Source organism: Micromonospora sp. NPDC050784 (assembly GCF_044456765.1).
In the GTDB taxonomy this organism is placed as follows: domain Bacteria; phylum Actinomycetota; class Actinomycetes; order Mycobacteriales; family Micromonosporaceae; genus Micromonospora; species Micromonospora foliorum.
Window position 1 is genome coordinate 56,088 of record NZ_JBITGG010000013.1, and the last position, 19,682, is coordinate 75,769.

Here is a 19,682-nt window from a genome sequence, read left to right on the forward strand (position 1 = left end):
GGCAGCACTTTCCCTGTAGTTGCGTTTCCAGCGCGGTGCGTCAGCCGGCCAGCACCTCGGCCAGCTGGGCCACCGCCAGGTCGATCTCCTCCTCGGTGATCACCAGCGGCGGGGCGAGCCGGATGGTGGAGCCGTGGGTGTCCTTGGCGAGCACTCCGCGCTCGGCCAGCCGCTCACACGCCTCCCGACCGCTCATCAGCGCCGGGTCGATGTCCAGGCCGGCCCACAGGCCACGGACGCGTACCCCGACGAGACCCTTGCCGACCAGACCTTCCAGGCCGGCCCGCAGCCGCTCACCCAGCTCGGCCGAGCGGCGCTGGAACTCGCCGGTGGCCAGCAGCCGGACCACCTCGATCGCCACCGCGCAGGCGAGCGGGTTGCCGCCGAAGGTGGAGCCGTGCTGGCCGGGCTTGAGCACCCCGAGCACGTCGGCGTTCGCGGCCACCGCGGAGACCGGCACGATCCCGCCACCGAGCGCCTTGCCGAGCAGGTACATGTCGGGCACGACGCCCTCGTGGTCACAGGCGAAGGTCGCGCCGGTACGCCCCAGACCCGACTGGATCTCGTCGGCGATGAACAGCACGTTGCGCTCGGTGCAGACCTGGCGTACGCCCGGCAGGTAGCCCTCCGGCGGCACCACCACGCCCTGCTCACCCTGGATCGGCTCCAGCAGCACGGCCACGGTGTTCTCGTCGATCGCGGCGGTCAGCGCTTCCAGGTCGCCGTACGGAACGACAGTGAACCCCGGGGTGTACGGCCCGAAGTCCGCGCGGGCGTCCTCGTCGGTGGAGAAGCTGACGATGGTGGTGGTCCGGCCGTGGAAGTTGCCCTCGGCGACCACGATGTTGGCCTGCCCGGCGGCCACGCCCTTGACCTGATAACCCCACTTGCGGGCCACCTTGATCCCGGTCTCGACCGCCTCGGCACCGGTGTTCATCGGCAACACGAGGTCCTTGCCGCACAGCTCGGCCAGCTCCCGGCAGAAGTCGGCGAACTGGTCGTGGATGAACGCCCGGCTGGTCAGCGTCAGCCGGTCCAGTTGGGCGTGCGCGGCGGCAATCAACTGCGGGTGCCGGTGGCCGAAGTTCAGCGCGGAGTAGCCGGCCAGGCAGTCCAGGTAGCGGCGGCCGTCCACATCGGTGAGCCAGGCTCCCTCGGCGGACGAGATCACCACCGGCAGCGGGTGGTAGTTGTGCGCTGTCCAGCGCTCGGCGTCCCGGACCGCTCCCGGCGTACGCAGCTTGTCATCCACGATCACTTGCTTGCCTTTCCCTGACGGAGTCGCAGCGTGCAGCACTTCGGTCCGCCGCCGGCCTTACGGAGCTCGGACAGGTCGACCCCGATGGTTTCGTAGCCCCGGTCGCGCAGCTTGGCGGCCAGGTCGGTGGCCTGCGCCGGCAGCACGACGTGCCGCCCGTCGCTGACCGCGTTCAACCCCAACACCTCGGCGTCGGCCATGGTGGCGTGCACCGCGTCGGGGAAGAGCCGGCGCAGCACGGCCTGGCTGCCCGGGGAGAACGCCTCCGGGAGGTACGCCACGGTCCGCTCGTCGAGCACGGTCAACGCGGTGTCCAGGTGGTAGAAGCGCGGGTCGACCAGTTGCATGGTGATCACCGGGTAGCCGAAGACCTCCTGCAACTGGGCGTGTGCGGCGTGCGCGGTGCGGAAGCCGGTGCCGGCCAGCAGGTGGTCGCCGGCGAGCAGGACGTCGCCCTCGCCCTCGTTGACGTGCTTCGGGTCGTACATCTCGAAGCCGGCGGCCTCGAACCAGGCCCGGTACGCCGGCGCCTCGTCGGCGCGCTGCGGGTCGCGGAACTGCACGGCCATCGCCTTGCCGTCGATCACCGTGCCGCCGTTGGCGGCGAAGACCATGTCGGGCAGGCCGGGCACCGGAGTGATCTCCTCGACGGTGTGGCCCAGGTCAAGGTACGTCTGGCGCAGCTGCTCCCACTGCCGAACGGCCAGCGCGGTGTTGACCGGTGCGCTCGGGTCCATCCAGGGGTTGATGGCGTAGCCGACGGCGAAGTACGTCGGCCGGCACATCAACAGGCGCTGGCTGGTGGCGTCCATCGTCATTGTCCTGCTCCCAGGGGTCGGGCGCGCCCGGCCACCGTGGCCCACGGGCTGGCGCCGTTGCTCAACGTTATGCGGCGTCAGCGGCAGGATCCACCACCGAGAGTTGCGCAGACCGAACATTCGTTGCGTCTGGACGGTCTACGGCTGCGAATCGTTGCGTCGAGGGTTGCCTGGGCCGCTTTTGGTGTTTCCGGCCACCTGCCGCATGGCCTTTTCGGGGCCTTCGCGCTGCCCTCGCGTGGCCTTTCGCGCTGCCCTCGCTGGGCCTTTGCTCTGCTGCCTTACGTGTGCACCACCCGCACGCCCGGCATCCGTCGTGCGGGTGGATGCATGGGGCGCACCAGAGAAAAGGTGGCGGGCACGGACGGCCGGGCCGGGGTGTGCGGGGGTTCCGGTCGGGCCAGCGGGCCGTTCGAGAAACCGCCAGAACCCGGAAACACTTCAGGGGCGGCGAACCGCCGCCCCTGAAAGGGTGTCGCCCGGCCGGTGAACCACCGGACTGATCGGGCTGCCGGCGAACCGCCGGCTGTTCCGCCGGTGCATCACCGGCGAGCGGAACAGTGCCCGCTAGAAACGATCGACAAACTGTGAGTCAAGCCACTCTCGGAAGCGCGGCACCCAGTCGCCGTCGGTGGTCGGCCAGTCGAACTGACCGGTCATCGCGAGCACCCCGATCACGACCGCGGCCAGCCCGATCAACACACCGAAGAGCGCGTCGGTCTTGCCGGCGACGTGCCGGCGGCGGGTGGCCATCAGGCCGAGCACCGCGAGCACCGCACCGAACGCGCCGAGCCCGATGCCGTACCCGGCAAGGGTCCCGGTCAGCACGAACATCGCACCGGCGACCGAGACGATCAGGCCGAGGGTGGCGAGCAGACTGGCCCGCGGCTTCGGGCCACGCGTCACCGGCGGCTCCGGCGTGGTCACGCCCGGGGTCGGGTCGACCGGGCGGTCCGTGGTGGCCCGGTCGGTGGTGACGCGTTCGGTGGTGTCGGACCGCCGGGTGGTGCTGTCGAGGTCGGCGTCCCGCTCGGCGGTGCGCGCCGTGGCCGGGGCGACGGTGGGCCGGGATTCGGTCTCCACCTTGTCTACTGCGACCGGGCGGGTCGTGCCCTTCACGGGCTCCGGTGCGACGGGGCGGGTCGTGCCGTTCAGGGGCTCGGGTGCGACTGGGCGGGCGGTGCCGGGCCGGGGATCGGCCTCCGCCGGTCGCGCGGTGGCGGCTCGGGCGACCGCCGCCCGCTCGTTGGCGCGCCGCTCGGCCTCGCTGGTCTGGCCGCCGGTCGCGCCGGCACTGCGGTACGTCGTCTGGTCGGCGTCCCGGTCGGTGACCACCGGGCGGCCGACGCTGTCGTCGGACTGGGCCGTCTCGGTGACCGGGTTGTCGCGGCCGTCCACGCGGCCGTCGAGGTTCTCGTCCCGCGGTGCCGGCTCGGACCGGCGGGACAGCGAAGGAATCCTGACCACTACACACCTCCTGATGAATGCGTGGTGGCCGACGGAAAGGGTGGCACCCACGCGGTGTCGCCCCTCGAATACCCACCTGGGCGTTTCCTGACACCAATCCTGGGTACGGCCATCGAGACCGGCCTCGGTCGGTCCGGCCCGACTCCGGTTATGGCCCCGGCCCGGCCCTGGCCGTTGATCGACTCGGTTTCCTGGAAGTCGTGGTGTCCCGCCGACGTGGACACCCCGGTTTCCTGAAACCCAAGTCGATCAACGCGGCGGCGAATCCGGTCGATCAGCGCGGCGGGGGACCCGGGTCGATCAGTGCGCGGCCCGGCCGGGCGGGGCTGGCTATCCTTGGCACCTGTGCCAGAGGGACACACGATCCATCGCCTGGCGGCCCGGCACGCCGAGCTGTTCGCCGGGGACAAACTGCACGCCGCCAGCCCGCAGGGTCGTTTCGCCGAGGGTGCCGCCCGGCTCTCCGGGACCGTGCTGGAGGGCACCGAGGCGTACGGCAAGCACCTGCTGCACCACTACGCCGGCGAGCTGACGCTGCACGTACACCTCGGGTTGTATGGCAAGTTCACCGACGGGCCGGGGGAGCCGCCGGAGCCGGTCGGTCAGGTGCGGCTGCGACTGGCCAGCGACAGGCACTGGCTCGACCTTCGCGGGCCCACCGCCTGTGAGCTGCTCACCCCACCTGAGGTGGCCGCGCTGCGGGACCGACTCGGGCCCGATCCGTTGCGCGGCGACGCCGACCCGGAGCGGGCGTACGCCCGGATCGCCCGCAGCCCCACACCGCTCGCCGCGCTGCTGCTGGACCAGTCGGTGGTGGCCGGCACCGGCCTGATCTTCGTGACCGAGGCGCTGTTCCGGGCAGGGCTGCCGCCCAGGATGCCGGGCCGACAATTGACCAGGACCGGCTGGGACGCGCTCTGGGCCGACCTGGTCGAGCTGATGCAGTTCGCGGTCGAGCACGGGCGGATCGACACCGTCCGCGACGCTCACCTGCCGGAGGCGATGGGCCGGCCGGCGCGGGTGGACCGGCACGGTGGCGAGGTGTACGTCTACCGCCGCCCGGGAGCGCCCTGCCACGTCTGCGGCACCGAGGTCAGCCGCGGCGAGCTGGCCGGCCGCAACCTCTACTGGTGCCGTACCTGCCAGGCCGGCTGACCCGCCCGCCCCGCCCCGCCCCGCGCCCCGGCTCCCGCCCCGCGCCGATCTTGCAGTCTCTGTTGTCGACACGGGTGGATATGCGCCCTAGGTCGGCACAGAAAGTGCAAGATCGCGGAGCTGGGTCGGGCACCACCACCCGTGATCGCCGAGCCGGGACTCAGTTGGCGTCGAGCAGCCAGCGGACCACGTTGATCTTCTCGGGGAAGACGGTGTCGTCGGCGACGCTCCAGGCCAGCGTGTGTCCGATCGTCCAACCCCGAACCCGTTCCCGGTCCAGCCCCAGCTCACTGCTGAGCCGGTCCAGTCGGTGCCGGACGACGGCCGGGGAGTGGCCCAGCTCGGGGCCGCGCACCATTGGCACGACCGAGAACTCCCGCTCCCCGGTCAGCGGCTTCGGGTCGATCGCCAGCCAAGGCCCTCGGGTGGCGGCGAGCGAGTCGGCGGCGAGCACGTTGCCGGCGTGCAGGTCCTGGTTGAGCAGCACCTGTTCGCCCTGACTCGACGCCAGGCCGTCGAGCAGGTCGAGCGCCGCGTCGAGCAGCCGCCGCTCGTACGGCCGGCCGGCCCGTTCCCAGGCCCGGGGCATCCGGTCGATCCAGCCGGCGGCCTCCTGCGCCAGCGGGACGAACGGCGCGCCGGCCGGTCGCCAGAGCCGGGGCAGCAATCCGATCATCGCGTCCAGCGCCCGGTCCGGCGGAAGATCGTGCAGGGGAGTGCCGGGTTGACAGCGTTCCACCAGCAGGGCGCGCCGCCCGGGGTCGTGGGCGAGCAGACGGATCGCCCCGTCGCCGTCCCAGTGGGCCAGCGCGTCAGCCTCGTGCCGGCTCTCCTCGTCGGGGTATTGGAGCTTCAGCACCGCCGCCGTGCCGTCGGGCAGGTCGGCGGGGAGCGCCAGTGAGGCGTACGCGTACCGGAAGGGTGGGCCGAGTCGGAGCGACCACCGCTCGGTGCACTCCGTCAGCCATGTCGGGAGTGCGGTCAGCCAGGCGCGACCGGCGGGTGACCCGCGTACCCAGTCGAGCCCTTCGGGTAGGTCCATCCGGACATCCACGGTGCCGTCACGACCGGGGCGGCGTCAGGCGCGGGCCGCGATAGGGGAGGGTGGCGCTGTAGACCACGTTCGTGGTGGTGCTGCCGAACCCGGCGAGGTCGTTGACGATCTGTTCGAGGTGCGCCATCGACGTGGCCGCCACCTTGAGCACGTAACAGTCGTCCCCGGTGGTGCGCAGGCACTCCAGGATCTCCAGCCGTCGGTCCAGTAGTCGGTGAAGCGGTTCGTGCCGGCTGCCGGGGTATTTCAGCCGGACCACCGCCAGCACCGCGAAGCCCGCCTTGGACAGGTCGACCTCGGCGCGGTAGCCGCTGATCACACCGGTCGCCTCCAGCCGTCTCACCCGTTCGGTGGTGGCCGACGCGCTCAACTTGACCCGGCGGCTGAGTTCGGTGATCGGCAAACGGCCGTCGCCCTGCAACTCGGTCAGGATCGACCAATCGAGATCGTCAAGATTCTCGGCCATTGGATCAATCTACCGCTGAATCAACGGCAGATGGCCGCGCAGGCAGGGATCATTGGGTTCCCACACCGGCTCCACAGTGGCTAGCGTGAACGGGTGCAGATTGGCGTGAACGTACCGAACTTCGCCCCGGGTACCGACCCCGACGTGCTGCGGCAGTGGGCGCAGACGGTGGAGGGTCTCGGCTTCGACCTGCTGATGGTCTCCGACCACATCGCGGTGACCCCGGACGTGGCCGAGCAGTATCCGGCGCCGTTCTACGAGCCGTTCACGACGCTGTCCTGGCTGGCCGGGGTGACCACCCGGGTCCGGTTGGGCACCACGGTGCTCATCGTCCCGTACCGGCACCCACTGCTCACCGCCCGGATGGCGGCGAACCTCAACCGGCTCAGCGGCGGCCGGCTCGTCCTCGGCGTCGGGGTCGGCTGGGCCCGGCAGGAGTTCGAGGCGCTCGGCGTGCCGTTCCGGCAGCGCGGCGCGCTGACCGACGAATACCTGCACACCATGCGTACGGCCTGGCAGAACACCGAGGACTACGACACGGGTCCGATCCCGATCTGGGTCGGCGGCAACAGCGAGGCCGGCATGCGCCGCGCGGTACTGCTCGGTGACGCCTGGCACCCGCTGCGGGTCACGCCCGGACGGCTGGCCGAGGCGGTCGGACGGCTGGCGACCATCGCCGACGGACTCGGTCGCCCGGTGCCCGCGTTGGTGCCGCGGATCGCGCTCCAGGAGACCCGAGCACCGATCACCGCCCCGGACCGGCTCGCCGGGGTCGGCACCACCGATCAGATCCTCGCCGATCTCGACCAGCTTCGTGCGCTTGGGGCGCAGACGGTGGTGCTGGACCCGTTCAACGGCGACCTGACCGAGATCCGCCAGCCCGAACGCGCCTGGCGAACCCTTGCGGCCGTGGCCGCACACCACAAATCCCAGGAGGACCGATGACCCCCGACGACGAGAAGTTTCTCCGCCACGCCGTGGAGATCGCCAGGCGGGCGGGGGCTTCCGGCGAACGGCCGTTCGGCTCGTTGCTTGTCGACGCCGGCGGCGTCGTCCTGATCGAGGATCACAACACGGTGGTCTCTGACGCGGACATCAGCGCCCACCCGGAGTTGAAGTTGGCCCGCTGGGCGGCGCGCGAACTCTCTCCCGAGGTGGCCGCCGGCACCACCATGTTCACGAGTTGCCAGCCCTGCGCGATGTGCGCGACCGCGATCGACCGGTCCGGCCTCGGGCGGGTGGTGTACGCCCTGTCCAGCGAGCAGTTCGAGGAGGTCAAGCCGGCCACCCCGCCGCTGCCCCCGGTCCGGTACGAGGGTCCGGCGCTGTTCGACGAGGCGCGCCAGCCGATCGACGACTACTACTGACCGGAGCTGTCGCGGGGCGGTGTGACGCAGCCGGAATTGACAGTCGGCCGGCTGCCAGAGCAGGGTTGGGAAGTGACAACGATGTCAACGGGCAAAAGGGAGGAAAGCCTCCCGCCGCGCGTCGGCTCTGACCAGTCGCTTCGTGGCGTACCGTTGGCGGTTTTGCGGCGCGGACCCGGTCCGTCCGCCGATCCTGGCCGTATGTCCCTTTCCTACCCGACGGTGACCAGCTGAGATGACCGACGTGCCCCGATCCGACGCCGAGACGACCCCCGCTGCGGCGGGGTCGCCAGACCTGCCCGATCTGGACGAGTTCCTCGTCGACCAGACCCGGACGCTGCTCGACACCGCCCGCCGCTCGGTCCGGCCCGAGGCCGGGTTCTGGTGGTTGACCGACGACCGCACCCCGGATCGCGGCGAACCGATCCACACCTGGATCACCTGCCGGATGACCCACGTGGCCGCCCTCGCCCACCGCAACGGCGACCCGGACGCCGCCGCCCTGGTCGACCACGGGATTGCCGCGCTCAGCACGCTGCTGCGCGACGACCGGTACGGCGGCTGGTTCGGCGCGGTGGACCAGCAGGGGGAGCCCGTCAACGATCGCAAGGCCGGCTACGACCACGCGTTCGTGCTGCTCGCCGCCGCCAGCGCCACGCGCGCCGGCCGGCCCGGCGCGGACCGGTTGCTCGCCGACGCACTGGCCGTCGTGCGGGACCGGTTCTGGGACGACGACGCCGGCGCGGTCCGCGAGTCGTGGAACCGGGACTGGACGGTCACCGAGGACTACCGGGGCGCCAACAGCAGCATGCACATGGTCGAGGCGTTTCTCGCCGCTGCCGCCGCCACCGGCGACGCGAGCTGGGCCGACCGGGCCCTGCGGATCGCCACCCACCTCGTTCACGGTGAGGCGGCCCGGCACGACTGGCGGCTGCCCGAGCACTTCACCACCGACTGGACGCCGCTGCCCGACTACAACCGGGACCAGCCGGCCGACCCGTTCCGGCCATACGGCTCCACGATCGGGCACTGGCTGGAGTGGGCCCGGCTGCTGCTGGAACTGGAGGCGGTGTTGCCGCAGCCACCCCGTTGGCTGCTCGCCGACGCCCGTGCCCTTTTCGCCGCCGCCGTGCGTCGCGGCTGGGCCGTCGACGGCGCCGACGGCTTCGTCTACACCATCGACTGGGACGACCGGCCCGTGGTGCGCTCCCGGATGCACTGGGTTCTCGCCGAGGCCGTCGGAGCGGCGATCACCCTGCACCGCCGTACCGGGGACGGGGTCTACCTCGACTGGTACCGGGTCTTCTGGGCGTACGCCCGCCGCAGTCTGATCGACCAGACCGGATGGCGGCACGAGCTGGACGCGCAGAACCTGCCCGCCGACACGGTCTGGCACGGCCGACCGGACGTCTACCACGCGTACCAGGCGGTACTGCTGTCCCGCGCGGCCGACGGGCTCGGTGGCCCCGGCCCGCTCGCACCCGGGGAGGTGACCGCGTGATCGTCGTCGCGGGTGAGGCGCTGATCGACCTGGTCGTCACCGCCGAGGGGCAGCGGGCCGTGCCGGGTGGCTCCCCGGCGAACGTCGCGGTCACCCTGGCCCGGCTCGACCAGCCGGTACGACTGCTGGCCCGGCTCGCCAGCGACGAGTACGGTCGGCAACTCGTCGAACATCTGAGCGCCAACCGGGTGGACCTGGGATGGGCGGTCCGCGCCGAGGAGCCCACCTCGGTGGCGGTGGCCACGTTGAACGCCGCCGGGCAGGCCAGCTACGAGTTCCGGTTGGCCGGTGCGGCGGACTGGCAGTGGACGCCGCAGGAGCTGCCCGAGCTGGCCGGGTCACCGGCGATCGCGCTGCACACCGGATCCCTCGCGCTCGCGTTGGCACCCGGCGCGGAGGTGCTGGAGGGTCTGCTCGCCGGCGAACGGCAGCGGGACGGGCTCACCATCTCCATCGACCTCAACCTGCGGCCGAGCATCGTCACCGACCGGGCGGCGGAGCAGGAGCGGGTACGCCGGCAGGTACGCCTCGCGCACCTGGTCAAGGCCAGCGACGAGGACCTGGCCTGGCTCTACCCGGAGCGTTCGGTGGCCGACGTGATGACCGAATGGCGTGCGGCCGGGGTGTCCTGCGCCGTGGTGACCCGGGGCGGGGACGGCGCCTGGCTGCTCGCGCCCGACGGCACGCTGCACGAGGAGCCGGCGGTCCGCACCACCGTGGTCGACACCGTCGGCGCAGGCGACTCGTTCACCGGTGGCCTGCTGGCCGCGCTGGCCGACCTCGACGCGCTCGGTGACCGGCCGGCCGACCGGCTCGCCGCGGTGACCCCACAGCAGTGGGCGGAGGTGCTCCGGCAGGCCGCCACGGTGGCCGCGTTGACCTGCGCCCACCGAGGCGCCGACCCACCGACCCGCGCCGAGGTCGAAGCCCTACTCAACCTGACCCCGTAAGAACCACCCGCCTCACCCGGTCGATCATGGACTTGTGGTGCCTCGCGTATGCCGCGAAGTGCAGTCAAACGCCCACCACAAGTCCATGATCGACCCAGGGGGCTAGGCGAGGCCGCGCTTGAGCAGTCTGGTGGGCAGGACCGTGGTGGAGGGCGGGGTGTCGTCGCCGGCTACTCGTTGGAACAGTCGCTCCGTGGCGACCCTTGCCAGCTCCCTCGTGTCGTATGCGACGACGGTCAGTGGTCGGGGCATCAGGTGGGCCAGTTCGAAGTCGTCGAAGCCGACCAGCGCGGCGTCGCTGCCCCGCCGGTGCAGTTCCTGGAGCGCACCGACAGTGAGCCGGTTGTTGGCACAGAAGAACGCGGTGGGCGGATCCGGGAGGTCGAGCAGCGCGGCGACCGCCCGCCCGGCCTCCTCGGGAGCGATGAGCCGCTCGCGGACCAGCGACTCGTCCGGCTCCACCCCGGCGGCGTCCAGCGCCGCCCGTGCCCCGGCCAGCCGCTCCCGCATCGTGGGCACGCTGGGCGCACCGAGCAGCAGCCCCACCCGCCGGTGCCCCTCGTCGAGCAGCGCGCTCACCCCGGCCTGACTGCCACCCCGGTTGTCCAACAGCACGGCGTCGGCGTGCAGCCCCTGCGGCGGCCGGTCCAGGAACACCACAGGCATGCCCAGCTCGACCTCACGACGCAGGAACGAGTGGTCCAAGCCCGCCGGCACCACCAGCAGACCGTCGACGCGGCGCTGGGTGAAGTCCTGGAGCAGGGCGCGTTCCCGCTCCGGGTCCTCCTCGGACGACGCGGTGATCAGCATGGTGCCGTGGGCGGCAGCGATCTCGGCGGCGACGCTGGCGATGGTCGCGTAGAACGGGTTGGCGATTTCCTCGATCAGCAGCCCGACGGTGGCGTTGAGCTGCCGCGAGCGCAGGTTACGAGCGATGTCGTTACGCCGGAAGCCCAGCTCGGCGATGGCGGCCAGCACCCGGCTGACCAACTCCTGCCCCACCGGCTCGTCGTTGACCACCCGGGAGACCGTCTTCAGGCTGACGTCGGCGCGCCGGGCCACGTCGACCATCGTCGGGCGCCGACGCACGGTCGGCCGGGTCGGGGTCTGGGTCACGGGGTGGTCCTCCACGGCGGGCGCGGGTCAGCGGTCGAGCGCGGCGAGCGCGTCGACCGCTTTTCGGGCGGCGATGAGCACCGGGTCCCACACCGGCGCGTACGGCGGAGCGTAGCCCAGGTCCAGTGACGTCATATCGTCCACCGTCATGCCGTTCCACAGAGCCACGGCCAGCGCGTCGATCCGTTTGGCGGCCTCGGACCAACCGACGATCTGCGCCCCCAGCAGCCGGCCGCTGGGACGCTCGGCGATCAGCTTCACGGTCATCGGTCGGGAACCGGGGTAGTAGCCGGCCCGGTTGGTCGACTCGGCGATCACCGAGACGAAGTCGAAGCCGGCAGCCCTGGCCTCGCCCTCGCGCAGGCCCGTCCGGCCCACCTCCAGGTCGCAGACCTTGGTCACCGCCGTGCCGATCACCCCGGCGAACGTGGCGTACCCGCCGCCGATGTTGATCCCCGCGACCCGGCCCTGCTTGTTGGCGTGCGTGCCCAGTGGCACGTGCACCGGCAACCCGCTGACCCGGTGCAGGGTCTCCACGCAGTCACCGGCCGCCCAGACCCCGGAGAACCCGGGCACCCGCATCCGCCGGTCCACCCGGATCGCACCGGTAGGCCCGCAGGGCAGCCCGGCCGCCTCCGCGAGCGCGGTGTTGGGGCGTACGCCGAGGCCCAGGACCACGACGTCGGTCGGCATCGGCCCCTCGGCCGTGACCACCGCGGACACCCGGCCGTCCCGCTGCTCCAGGCCGGTCACCGGCAGGCCGGTCCGGATCGTGATGCCCAGGCCGCGCATGGCGTCGGCCACCAGCTCGCCCATGTCGCCGTCCACCGTCGCCATGGGCTGGTCGCCCGCCTCGACCAGGGTCACCGAGAGGCCGCGTTGGATCAGGGCCTCGGCGATCTCGACGCCGATGTAGCCGCCGCCGACCACCACGGCCCGGCGCGGCTGCGGGTCGGCGTCCAGCCAGTCGCGCAGCGCCGCGCCGTCGTCGAGGGTCTGCATGCCGAACACGCCGCCCGCGTCGGTGTCCGCCCACGGCGGTTTCACCGGAACCGCGCCGGTGGCGTACACCAGGTCGTCGAAGCGCTCGCGGACCTCGCCGCCGCCCTCCAGGTCCCGGGCCACCACCTCGCGGCGGTCCGGGTCGATGGTGGTGACCTCGTGGCGCATCCGTACGTCCATCGCGTACTGCGTGCGGAACGTCTCCGGGTCGCGGGCGATCAACGCCTCGGGGCCGGGCACCAGACCACTGATCCAGTACGGGATGCCGCACGCCGAGTAGGAGGTGAAGTGGCCCCGCTCGAAGACCACGATCTCCAGGTCGTCACGGTCGCGGCGGCGTCGGGCCTGGGACGCCGCCGACATTCCGGCGGCGTCCCCGCCGATGACGATCAGCCGTTGCGCCACGGGTCCATCCTGTCACGCAATGATCAGCCGCGGGTCTGCCGTGCGACGTCCTGCACCACGTCGGTGAGTCGGCCGGTGCGCTCGAACACCGCGCGCTGCCGCGCCGCGCCGCTGCCGTGCCGGCGCAACCCACCCAGCAGGTCGGTCACCTCGGCCCAGTCGCCGTGCTGCTCCAGCGCCGGCCGCATCCGTTCCACGAACCGGTCCAACAGCTCCCAGGCCGGTCGCAGCTCACCGTTGGTGACGTCGACGGCCTCGCCTTCCAGGCCGTCGTGGGCGGCCCGCCAGTGCGCCCCGACCAGCAGGTGGTGGTCGGTCTGCAACGCCGGCCGGTTGGCCTCCACATCCGCCATGGCGGTGGCCACCAGTGCCCGGACCAGCGCGGCGACCAGCACCGCGTCGTCCACCGACGGGCAGACGTCGCCGATCCGCAGCTCCACCGTCGGGTACTTCGCCGACAGGCGGGCGTACCAGTAGAGCATCCCCTCGTCGAGCATCACCCCGCTGGAGATCAACTGACGGATCAGCCGCTGGTAGTGCTCGTGCGACTCCAGGAACGGCGTCGGGGCCACCGACGGCCAGCGCTCCCACTCCACCGAGCGCCAACTGGCGTAGCCGGTGTCCTCGCCACGGGAGAACGGCGAGTTGGTTGTCACCGCATGCAGCATCGGCAGCCACGGCCGTACGTGGTTGAGCACCTGCACGCCGGTGTCCGGGTCGGGCACCCCCACGTGCACGTGCATGCCGTTGTTGCCGGGGCCGGGAACGAGCAGCCGGAACCGCTCGATCATCCGGTCGAAGCGGGGCTTGTCCACCACCGGTGGCACCGGGCCGTCCACCGGGCCGGTGCCGATGGCGAGCAGGCGTACGCCGGCCCGCTCGGCGGCGTCGGAGAGCGCCCGACGCAGTACGCCCAGGGAGTGCCGGATCGACGAGAGCTCCAGGCCGGGCGGGCTGCCGATCTCGATCTGACTGGTCTGGAACTCCCGCTCCACCTGTCCGCGAAGTTCGGCCGGCACCTGCTCCATGACCAGGTCCACGGCCGGAACCGCGGCCCCGGTGTGCGGGTCGACGAGCAGGAACTCCTCCTCGACACCCACGGTGAGCAACCCGGTCGCCGCAGCCATGTCGCTGGGCGCCTCCGCCACCTGACCGGTCATCGACATCACCCGTCCGTTCCTACCGTTCGCGGTCCGTCCGCGTCGGTCCGCCGTTGGTTACCCAACGTGGCGATGCCCGGAAACGTGGCGGCAGCGCGTCGTACTCGGGGCGGGCCGCCGGATTCGGCTGGGTGAGGTGACAGCCGGTCCTATGCTGAGCCCGTGCCGGTGTTGCTGGGCTATCTCGGGGTCGCGTGGTTGTCCGCGTTCGCCCAGCTCACCCTGCTCGCGGGCCGACCGGTCGACCTGCTCGCGGGCGCCGCGTTGACCGCTCTGGTGCTGCTCGCGGTGGTGCTGGCGGCGCGGGTGCACGGTCGGGCGGGCGCGTCCGGTGCCGGGCCGCGCTGGGCCGGCCTGCGGGCCCGCTCCCGGAGTCGCCGAATGCCCCGCCAGATCGATCCGGATGCGGCCGGTCGGCCTCGTCCGCGTGCTCCAGGTCACCCCTCGGCCGCGTAGCGCCTCGCCGCGGCGCGGCCGATCCCGCCGTCACCGGCCCCCCCTTGTCGAGCGGACGCGCCCGGGGGAGGGCCTCACCGGAATCGGACCGAGGGGTTTCCCATGCTTGCCTTCGCACCTCTGCACGACGCTGTCGGCGCTGCCGGCAGCGCGCTGTCCTGGCTCACCGAACTGCTCGAACCGCTGGCCGGCGGCGCGGCGACCGCCGCCGCCATCGTGCTCTTCACCATCGCCGTCCGCCTGCTGATCTCGCCGCTGACCGTCGCGCAGGTCCGCGGCGAGCGGCGCCGCGCGGCGCTCGCCCCACAGGTGCGTGACCTCCAGCAGCGGTACGCCGACGACCCGGCGACGCTTCAGCGCGAGGTGTTCACGTTGTACCGCGAGGCCGGCGCCAACCCGATCGCCGGCTGCCTGCCGCTGCTCCTCCAGGCACCGTTCCTGCTGGTCCTGTACCGGTTGTTCACCACCCGTGAGGGCGGCACCGGGTTGCTGGACGAGCGGTTGGCCGGCGTGCCGCTGGGACACCATCTCAGCGACGGGTTGGCCGGTGCGGCCGGCCCGCTGTTCGGCGTACTGCTGGTGGTGTTGCTGGCGGTGGCCTGGTGGTCGTCGCGCCGGGCCCGCCGGGCGTCGGTGGCGGTGGGCACGGTGGCCGGTACGCCGACCGAGGGGCCGGGGGCGGCCACGCTCGGCCGGCTGCTGCCCCTGCTGCCGTTCACGACGGTGCTGGTGGCGCTGGTGCTGCCGCTCGCCGCGGTGATCTACCTGGTGACCACGAGCGTGTGGTCGGCCCTCGAGCAGGCGGTGCTCCGCCGCCCGCAGGCGTCGCACCCTCTGGACAGAAACAGTTAACTGTCTTAATAATTAGCGGCAACGTTGACGTCCATAAATGCCCGTGCGGGCCCGGAGGGTCGCATGAAACGCTCCAGATCCCTTGTCCTGTCCCTCGTCGCCGCCCTCGTGGCGACACTCGGCGCGGCCTGGGTGGCGCTGCCCGCGTACGCCGCCGGAGCCACCGCCAGCTTCGCCAAGACCGCCGAGTGGGGCTCCGGCTGGGAGGGGAAGTACACCATCACCAACGGCGGCAGCTCGACCATCAACGGCTGGAGCCTCGCCTTCGACCTGCCGTCCGGCACCACCCTCGGCAGCTACTGGGACGCGTTGCTCAGCTCAGCCGGGCAGCGGCACACCTTCACCAACCGGTCCTGGAACGGCACCATCGCCCCGGGCGCGTCGGTCTCGTTCGGCTTCCTGGCCAACGGCTCCGGCTCGCCGAGCGGCTGTCAGCTCAACGGCGCGTCCTGCGGCGGCGGCACCCCGCCCACCACGCCGCCACCCACCACGCCGCCACCCACCACGCCACCACCGACCACCCCACCGCCGACCGACCCGCCCACCGGTGGGCTGCCGAAGCACCTGCTCACCGGGTACTGGCACAACTTCGACAACCCCGCCGTCGAGCTGCGGCTACGCGACGTCTCCGCCGAGTACGACCTGGTGGCGGTCGCCTTCGCCGAGGCCACCGCGACCCCCGGCGCGCTCACCTTCGGCGTCGACCCCGGACTGGCCGCCGCGCTCGGCGGCTACACCGACGCGGACTTCACCGCCGACGTCCGCACCCTGCACAGCCGGGGCAAGCGGGTCATCCTCTCCGTCGGCGGCGAGACCGGCCGGGTCACCGTGAACAACGCCGCCTCGGCCACCGCGTTCGCCGACACGGCCGCCGCGCTGATCGCCCGGTACGGCTTCGACGGGATCGACATCGACCTGGAGAACGGGCTCAACCCGACGTACATGGCGCAGGCGCTGCGCGCGCTGCGGGCCAAGGTCGGATCGGGACTCATCATCGCGATGGCGCCGCAGACCATCGACATGCAGAACCCGGCCGGCGGCTACTTCAAGCTGGCGCTCGACATCAGGGACATCCTCACCGTCGTCAACACCCAGTACTACAACTCGGGCGCGATGCTCGGCTGCGACCAGAACGCCGCGTACGGCCAGGGCACGGTGAACTTCATCGTCGCGTTGGCCTGCATCCAACTGGAGGCCGGGCTCCGCCCCGACCAGGTCGGCCTCGGCCTGCCCGCCGGAGCGGGGGCGGCCGGTGGCGGCATCGTCGCGCCCAGCGTGGTCAACGCCGCCCTGGACTGCCTGGCCCGGGGCACCAACTGCGGCAGCTTCCGCCCGCCGCGCACCTACCCCGGCATCCGTGGCGCGATGACCTGGTCGGTGAACTGGGACGTCAGCAACGGCAACGGCTTCGCCAACACCGTGGGCCCGCACCTGGACACCCTGCCCTGACCGTGCCCGCCGGCGTCCGTCCAGGGCGCCGGCGGTGGGCGGTAACGCGGATCAGCGACCGGCGGTCACCGACCGCCGGTCGTCGCGCCGCCGACGCTTGCGGACCTTACGGATCACCCAGCTGACCACCATGACGACGAAGACCGCGACGATCGCGTAGTTGAACCAGTCGCTGTAGCGGGCCACGTCCTGCCACTGGTTGCCGAGCGCGTAGCCGGCCCCGACGATGAGACCGTTCCACACCCCGCTGCCGATGGTGGTGAGCAGGATGAACTCGCCCAGCGGCATCCGGTTGGCCCCGGCCGGAACGGAGACCAGACTGCGGACCACCGGCACCACCCGGCCGATCAGCACCGCCCACCGGCCGTGCCGCTCGAACCACTTGTCGGCCTTCTCCAGGTCGTCGCTGTCCACCAACGGGATGTGGTCCAGCCAGCGCTTGAGCCGTTCCTCGCCGAGCGCCGCGCCCAGCCAGTAGAGCACCAACGCGCCGACCAGCGAGCCGACGGTCGCGGCCAGCACCACGACGAAGACGTTGAACTTGCCCTCGTGGGCCAGGAAACCGGCGAGCGCCAGCACGACCTCGCTGGGGATCGGCGGAACGATGCTCTCCAGTGCCACCAGCAGCGCCACGCCGACCGGGCCCATCGCCTCGATCACCGTGGCCACCCAACCGGTCAACCCGGTGAACTCGGACGGGTCGCCAGCCTGGGCGTACGCCATGGTCGTCCTTCCGGTCGGCAGTCGGGGATCGGAGGGTCATACCCACCGGGGCCCGGCCTACACCCGCGCTCAGTGCTCCGGGTGCAGCGCGGTGTCCGCCGGCCCCTGCCGCCAGCCGGTGAACACCACCGTCAGACCGGCGCGGGACGGGGCGCAGCAGAACGGGCCGGCGACGGCGTCGGCCGCCGGGTCCAGTGGGGCGAGCCGGACCAGTCGCCACGGCTCGTCGTCGACCCGGGCGCGGACGGTCAGCGCGTCGCCGGCCCGGCTGACCCGGACGGTCACCTCCCGGCCCGCCCACTCCGGCACCGGTCCCACCGACCAGTCGGAGAACTCCCGGGTCACCACCGCGCCGAGCTGCACCTCGCCGTCGCTGATCTCGACCCCGGCCTTGGTCCAGGTCCGCTCGTCGACGCGGACGTACACACCGGCCTGGTCGAACTGCGCCGAGAAGTCGAGCCGGAAGCTCACCTCCATGGCGGTGCCCACCGGCAGCGGTGCCAGCAGGGCCGGGCCGTTGTCGTGGACGAAGCGGTAGCTGGTCCGCCGCCAGAAGTCGCTGTCCGCCGCCGGCTCGACGACCAGCTCGCCGGCCGGGCCCTCCTCGACGCGCACCGGCGGGTGCAGCCAGGTGCCCCGGGACCAGTCCAACAGTTCGCTCGGCGGTACGAGGTCGTTTCCCATGACAGGCACGATAACCAAGGGTTTGCCGCGGTGATCGAACGGAGATGTTCCTTCGGCATGGGTGACCGTTGGTATTCCGAAGCCGTCGTCTACTGCCTCGACATCGACACGTACGCCGACTCCGACGGCGACGGGGTCGGTGACATCCGTGGGCTGATCGGGAGGCTGGACTACCTGGCCCGGCTCGGGGTGACCTGCCTGTGGCTGCACCCGATCCACCCGTCGCCCAACCGCGACGACGGCTACGACGCCACCGACTTCTACAACGTGGACCCGCGCTTCGGCACCCTGGGCGACTTCGCCGAGCTGCTGCACCAGGCGCAGAACCGGGGCATCCGCGTGATCATCGACCTGGTGGTCAACCACACCTCCGACGAGCACCCGTGGTTCCAGTCCGCGCGTTCCTCGCCGGACTCGCCGTACCGGGACTGGTACGTCTGGTCCGACACCGAACCGGACGACCGGCACCAGGGCATGGTCTTCCCCGGCGAGCAGGACGAAACCTGGAGTTACGACCGGACCGCCAAGGCGTGGTTCTACCACCGGTTCTACAAGTTCCAGCCGGACCTCAACTTCGCCAACCCGCAGGTCCGGGCCGAGATCAAGAAGATCATGTCGTTCTGGCTCCAGCTCGGCGTCTCCGGTTTCCGGATGGACGCGGTGCCGTTCATCATCGAGCTGACCGAGCCGGGCAACCCGAACTCCCCGAAGGACTTCGAGTTCCTCACCGAGATGCGCCAGCACGTCCAGTGGCGCCGCGGCGACGCCGTCCTGCTGGCCGAGGCGAACGTCGAGCCGGACCAGCTACCGACGTTCTTCGGCGACGCCAGTGGTTCCGGCAACCGGATCCACATGCTCTTCGACTTCATGCTCAACGGTCGACTCATGCTCGCCCTGGCCCGGGAGGATCCGGAGTCGCTGATCGAGGCGCTCCGCGACACCCCGAAGCTGCCGGTCGGTGGGCAGTGGGCCACCTTCCTGCGCAACCACGACGAGATCGACCTGTCCCGGCTGACGACCGAACAGCGCAACCAGGTGTACGCGCAGTTCGGCCCGGACGAGAACATGCGCATCTACGACCGGGGCATCCGGCGGCGGCTCGCCCCGATGCTCGGCAACGACCGGCGGCGCGTCGAGCTGGCGTACGCCCTCCAGTTCTCCATGCGTGGCACGCCGGTGCTGCGCTACGGCGAGGAGATCGGGATGGGCGAGGACCTGTCACTGCGGGGTCGGGACGCGATCCGTACCCCGATGCAGTGGTCGTACCAGCCGAATGCCGGCTTCTCCACGGCGGACCCGGAGAAGCTGGTCCGCCCGGTGATCGACAAGGGTGAGTTCGGCTACCAGAACGTCAACGTCACCGCCCAGCGGAGTGACCCCAAGTCGCTGCTCGCCTGGTTCGAGCGCATGATCCGTACGCTGCGGGAAGCCCCGGAAGTCGGCTCCGGCTCGACGACCCACATCGACGTGGCGATGCCGGCCGGCGTGCTCGCGCACCGGGCCGACGGGCCGACCGGGACGATGGTCTTCGTGCACAACCTGGGCACCGAGGACGTCGAGGTGGACCTCAGCAGCCTCGAACCGGAGGCCGACCAGCCGATCGACGTGCTCGCCGACCGTGGCTACGGGGAGTTGGGCAAGCTCGGCGCGGTGAAGGTCTCCGGCCACGGCTACCGCTGGATCCGGCTCTGCCGGGGCCGCGCGTTCTGAGCTGACCCGGGGGACCGCGCCGCTCGGCGTCGCGGTCCCCCTTTGCGTGCCCCACCGGACGATGTCACGCCCTCATCGCGGTGTGCCGA

The 19,682-nt window shown here is 71.7% G+C and carries 19 protein-coding genes; 9 read left to right on the plus strand and 10 right to left on the minus strand.

Features of this window, described 5'->3' with window-relative positions; genetic code table 11:
- Nucleotides 1-40: 40 nt before the first annotated feature.
- The 3 genes from rocD to ACIBD9_RS18980 form a co-directional block, all read right to left on the minus strand.
- Nucleotides 41-1,255, minus strand: coding sequence for an ornithine--oxo-acid transaminase (gene rocD, locus ACIBD9_RS18970; protein ID WP_396719476.1), 1,215 nt, complete (start codon nt 1,253-1,255; stop codon nt 41-43).
- On the minus strand, nt 1,255-2,070 hold the full coding sequence (gene ddaH / locus ACIBD9_RS18975) for a dimethylargininase (protein ID WP_396719478.1): 816 nt from the start codon (nt 2,068-2,070) through the stop codon (nt 1,255-1,257). Before ddaH ends, rocD begins: the two co-directional genes overlap by 1 nt.
- 573 nt (nt 2,071-2,643) lie before the next feature.
- Nucleotides 2,644-3,543, minus strand: a complete 900-nt coding sequence (locus ACIBD9_RS18980; protein ID WP_396719277.1) for a thrombospondin — start codon at nt 3,541-3,543, stop codon at nt 2,644-2,646.
- Nucleotides 3,544-3,888: 345 nt separating this feature from the next.
- Between ACIBD9_RS18980 and ACIBD9_RS18985 the strand changes: the two genes are divergently transcribed.
- A complete protein-coding gene (locus tag ACIBD9_RS18985) occupies nt 3,889-4,698 on the plus strand; it encodes an Fpg/Nei family DNA glycosylase (RefSeq protein WP_396719279.1) in 810 nt (269 codons plus the stop codon).
- A 160-nt stretch (nt 4,699-4,858) separates the two neighbouring features.
- On the opposite strand, the gene ACIBD9_RS18990 is transcribed toward ACIBD9_RS18985, so the two are convergent.
- Nucleotides 4,859-5,740: an aminoglycoside phosphotransferase family protein gene (locus ACIBD9_RS18990; RefSeq protein WP_396719281.1), complete on the minus strand. Its 882-nt coding sequence runs from the start codon at nt 5,738-5,740 to the stop codon at nt 4,859-4,861.
- Between the two features lie 19 nt (nt 5,741-5,759).
- Nucleotides 5,760-6,218: an Lrp/AsnC family transcriptional regulator gene (locus ACIBD9_RS18995; protein ID WP_387168734.1), complete on the minus strand. Its 459-nt coding sequence runs from the start codon at nt 6,216-6,218 to the stop codon at nt 5,760-5,762.
- Between the two features lie 93 nt (nt 6,219-6,311).
- On the opposite strand from ACIBD9_RS18995, the gene ACIBD9_RS19000 reads away from it, so the two are divergent.
- The 4 genes from ACIBD9_RS19000 to ACIBD9_RS19015 all read left to right on the plus strand — a co-directional run bounded on the left by ACIBD9_RS19000 (nt 6,312) and on the right by ACIBD9_RS19015 (nt 10,036).
- Entirely contained in the window at nt 6,312-7,163 is an 852-nt protein-coding gene (locus tag ACIBD9_RS19000; protein WP_396719282.1) for an LLM class flavin-dependent oxidoreductase, read from the plus strand.
- Nucleotides 7,160-7,585: a nucleoside deaminase gene (locus ACIBD9_RS19005; protein WP_396719284.1), complete on the plus strand. Its 426-nt coding sequence runs from the start codon at nt 7,160-7,162 to the stop codon at nt 7,583-7,585. Before ACIBD9_RS19000 ends, ACIBD9_RS19005 begins: the two co-directional genes overlap by 4 nt.
- Nucleotides 7,586-7,820: 235 nt before the next feature.
- Nucleotides 7,821-9,086: an AGE family epimerase/isomerase gene (locus tag ACIBD9_RS19010; RefSeq protein ID WP_396719286.1), complete on the plus strand. Its 1,266-nt coding sequence runs from the start codon at nt 7,821-7,823 to the stop codon at nt 9,084-9,086.
- Entirely contained in the window at nt 9,083-10,036 is a 954-nt protein-coding gene (locus ACIBD9_RS19015) for a carbohydrate kinase (RefSeq protein WP_396719288.1), read from the plus strand. The genes ACIBD9_RS19010 and ACIBD9_RS19015 overlap by 4 nt, the downstream gene beginning before the upstream one ends.
- Nucleotides 10,037-10,138: 102 nt before the next feature.
- Here the strand turns inward: ACIBD9_RS19015 and ACIBD9_RS19020 are convergent, their stop codons facing one another.
- The 3 genes from ACIBD9_RS19020 to ACIBD9_RS19030 form a co-directional block, all read right to left on the minus strand.
- Nucleotides 10,139-11,107, minus strand: a complete 969-nt coding sequence (locus ACIBD9_RS19020) for a LacI family DNA-binding transcriptional regulator (RefSeq protein ID WP_396719480.1) — start codon at nt 11,105-11,107, stop codon at nt 10,139-10,141.
- A gap of 72 nt (nt 11,108-11,179) precedes the next feature.
- Nucleotides 11,180-12,559, minus strand: a complete 1,380-nt coding sequence (locus ACIBD9_RS19025; protein WP_396719290.1) for an FAD-dependent oxidoreductase — start codon at nt 12,557-12,559, stop codon at nt 11,180-11,182.
- 23 nt (nt 12,560-12,582) lie between these two features.
- Complete coding sequence (locus ACIBD9_RS19030) at nt 12,583-13,725, minus strand: glutamate--cysteine ligase (RefSeq protein ID WP_396719292.1); 1,143 nt, start codon at nt 13,723-13,725, stop codon at nt 12,583-12,585.
- A 156-nt stretch (nt 13,726-13,881) separates the two neighbouring features.
- Here ACIBD9_RS19030 and ACIBD9_RS19035 point away from each other — a divergent pair, with 156 nt between their 5' ends.
- From ACIBD9_RS19035 to ACIBD9_RS19045, 3 genes are all read left to right on the plus strand, one after another.
- On the plus strand, nt 13,882-14,175 hold the full coding sequence (locus tag ACIBD9_RS19035; RefSeq protein WP_396719294.1) for a DUF6412 domain-containing protein: 294 nt from the start codon (nt 13,882-13,884) through the stop codon (nt 14,173-14,175).
- A gap of 102 nt (nt 14,176-14,277) precedes the next feature.
- Nucleotides 14,278-15,027, plus strand: a complete 750-nt coding sequence (locus tag ACIBD9_RS19040; RefSeq protein WP_396719296.1) for a YidC/Oxa1 family membrane protein insertase — start codon at nt 14,278-14,280, stop codon at nt 15,025-15,027.
- 63 nt (nt 15,028-15,090) lie between these two features.
- Nucleotides 15,091-16,476, plus strand: coding sequence for a chitinase (locus ACIBD9_RS19045; protein ID WP_396719298.1), 1,386 nt, complete (start codon nt 15,091-15,093; stop codon nt 16,474-16,476).
- Between the two features lie 51 nt (nt 16,477-16,527).
- Here the strand turns inward: ACIBD9_RS19045 and ACIBD9_RS19050 are convergent, their stop codons facing one another.
- Together ACIBD9_RS19050 and ACIBD9_RS19055 are read right to left on the minus strand one after the other, a co-directional pair.
- Nucleotides 16,528-17,199, minus strand: a complete 672-nt coding sequence (locus ACIBD9_RS19050) for a DedA family protein (protein ID WP_396719299.1) — start codon at nt 17,197-17,199, stop codon at nt 16,528-16,530.
- 69 nt (nt 17,200-17,268) lie between these two features.
- Nucleotides 17,269-17,883 carry a DUF1349 domain-containing protein gene (locus ACIBD9_RS19055; RefSeq protein ID WP_396719301.1) on the minus strand — a complete coding sequence of 205 codons (615 nt, stop codon included), beginning with the start codon at nt 17,881-17,883 and terminating at the stop codon, nt 17,269-17,271.
- A 57-nt stretch (nt 17,884-17,940) separates the two neighbouring features.
- On the opposite strand from ACIBD9_RS19055, the gene ACIBD9_RS19060 reads away from it, so the two are divergent.
- Nucleotides 17,941-19,593 carry an alpha-amylase family protein gene (locus ACIBD9_RS19060; RefSeq protein WP_396719482.1) on the plus strand — a complete coding sequence of 551 codons (1,653 nt, stop codon included), beginning with the start codon at nt 17,941-17,943 and terminating at the stop codon, nt 19,591-19,593.
- The last annotated feature ends 89 nt before the right edge of the window (nt 19,594-19,682 follow it).

Excerpts from the sequence above, each read along its gene's own strand:
- ACIBD9_RS19050 (WP_396719299.1), bottom strand. The coding sequence starts at position 17,199 with ATGGCGTACGCCCAGGCTGGCGACCCGTCCGAGTTCACCGGGTTGACC.
- ACIBD9_RS19045 (WP_396719298.1), top strand. The coding sequence starts at position 15,091 with ATGAAACGCTCCAGATCCCTTGTCCTGTCCCTCGTCGCCGCCCTCGTG.
- ACIBD9_RS19030 (WP_396719292.1), bottom strand. The coding sequence starts at position 13,725 with ATGTCGATGACCGGTCAGGTGGCGGAGGCGCCCAGCGACATGGCTGCG.
- ACIBD9_RS18990 (WP_396719281.1), bottom strand. The coding sequence starts at position 5,740 with ATGGACCTACCCGAAGGGCTCGACTGGGTACGCGGGTCACCCGCCGGT.
- ACIBD9_RS19060 (WP_396719482.1), top strand. The coding sequence starts at position 17,941 with ATGGGTGACCGTTGGTATTCCGAAGCCGTCGTCTACTGCCTCGACATC.
- ACIBD9_RS19055 (WP_396719301.1), bottom strand. The coding sequence starts at position 17,883 with ATGGGAAACGACCTCGTACCGCCGAGCGAACTGTTGGACTGGTCCCGG.
- ddaH (WP_396719478.1), bottom strand. The coding sequence starts at position 2,070 with ATGGACGCCACCAGCCAGCGCCTGTTGATGTGCCGGCCGACGTACTTC.
- ACIBD9_RS19040 (WP_396719296.1), top strand. The coding sequence starts at position 14,278 with ATGCTTGCCTTCGCACCTCTGCACGACGCTGTCGGCGCTGCCGGCAGC.
- ACIBD9_RS19005 (WP_396719284.1), top strand. The coding sequence starts at position 7,160 with ATGACCCCCGACGACGAGAAGTTTCTCCGCCACGCCGTGGAGATCGCC.
- ACIBD9_RS18995 (WP_387168734.1), bottom strand. The coding sequence starts at position 6,218 with ATGGCCGAGAATCTTGACGATCTCGATTGGTCGATCCTGACCGAGTTG.
- ACIBD9_RS19020 (WP_396719480.1), bottom strand. The coding sequence starts at position 11,107 with ATGGTCGACGTGGCCCGGCGCGCCGACGTCAGCCTGAAGACGGTCTCC.
- ACIBD9_RS19010 (WP_396719286.1), top strand. The coding sequence starts at position 7,821 with ATGACCGACGTGCCCCGATCCGACGCCGAGACGACCCCCGCTGCGGCG.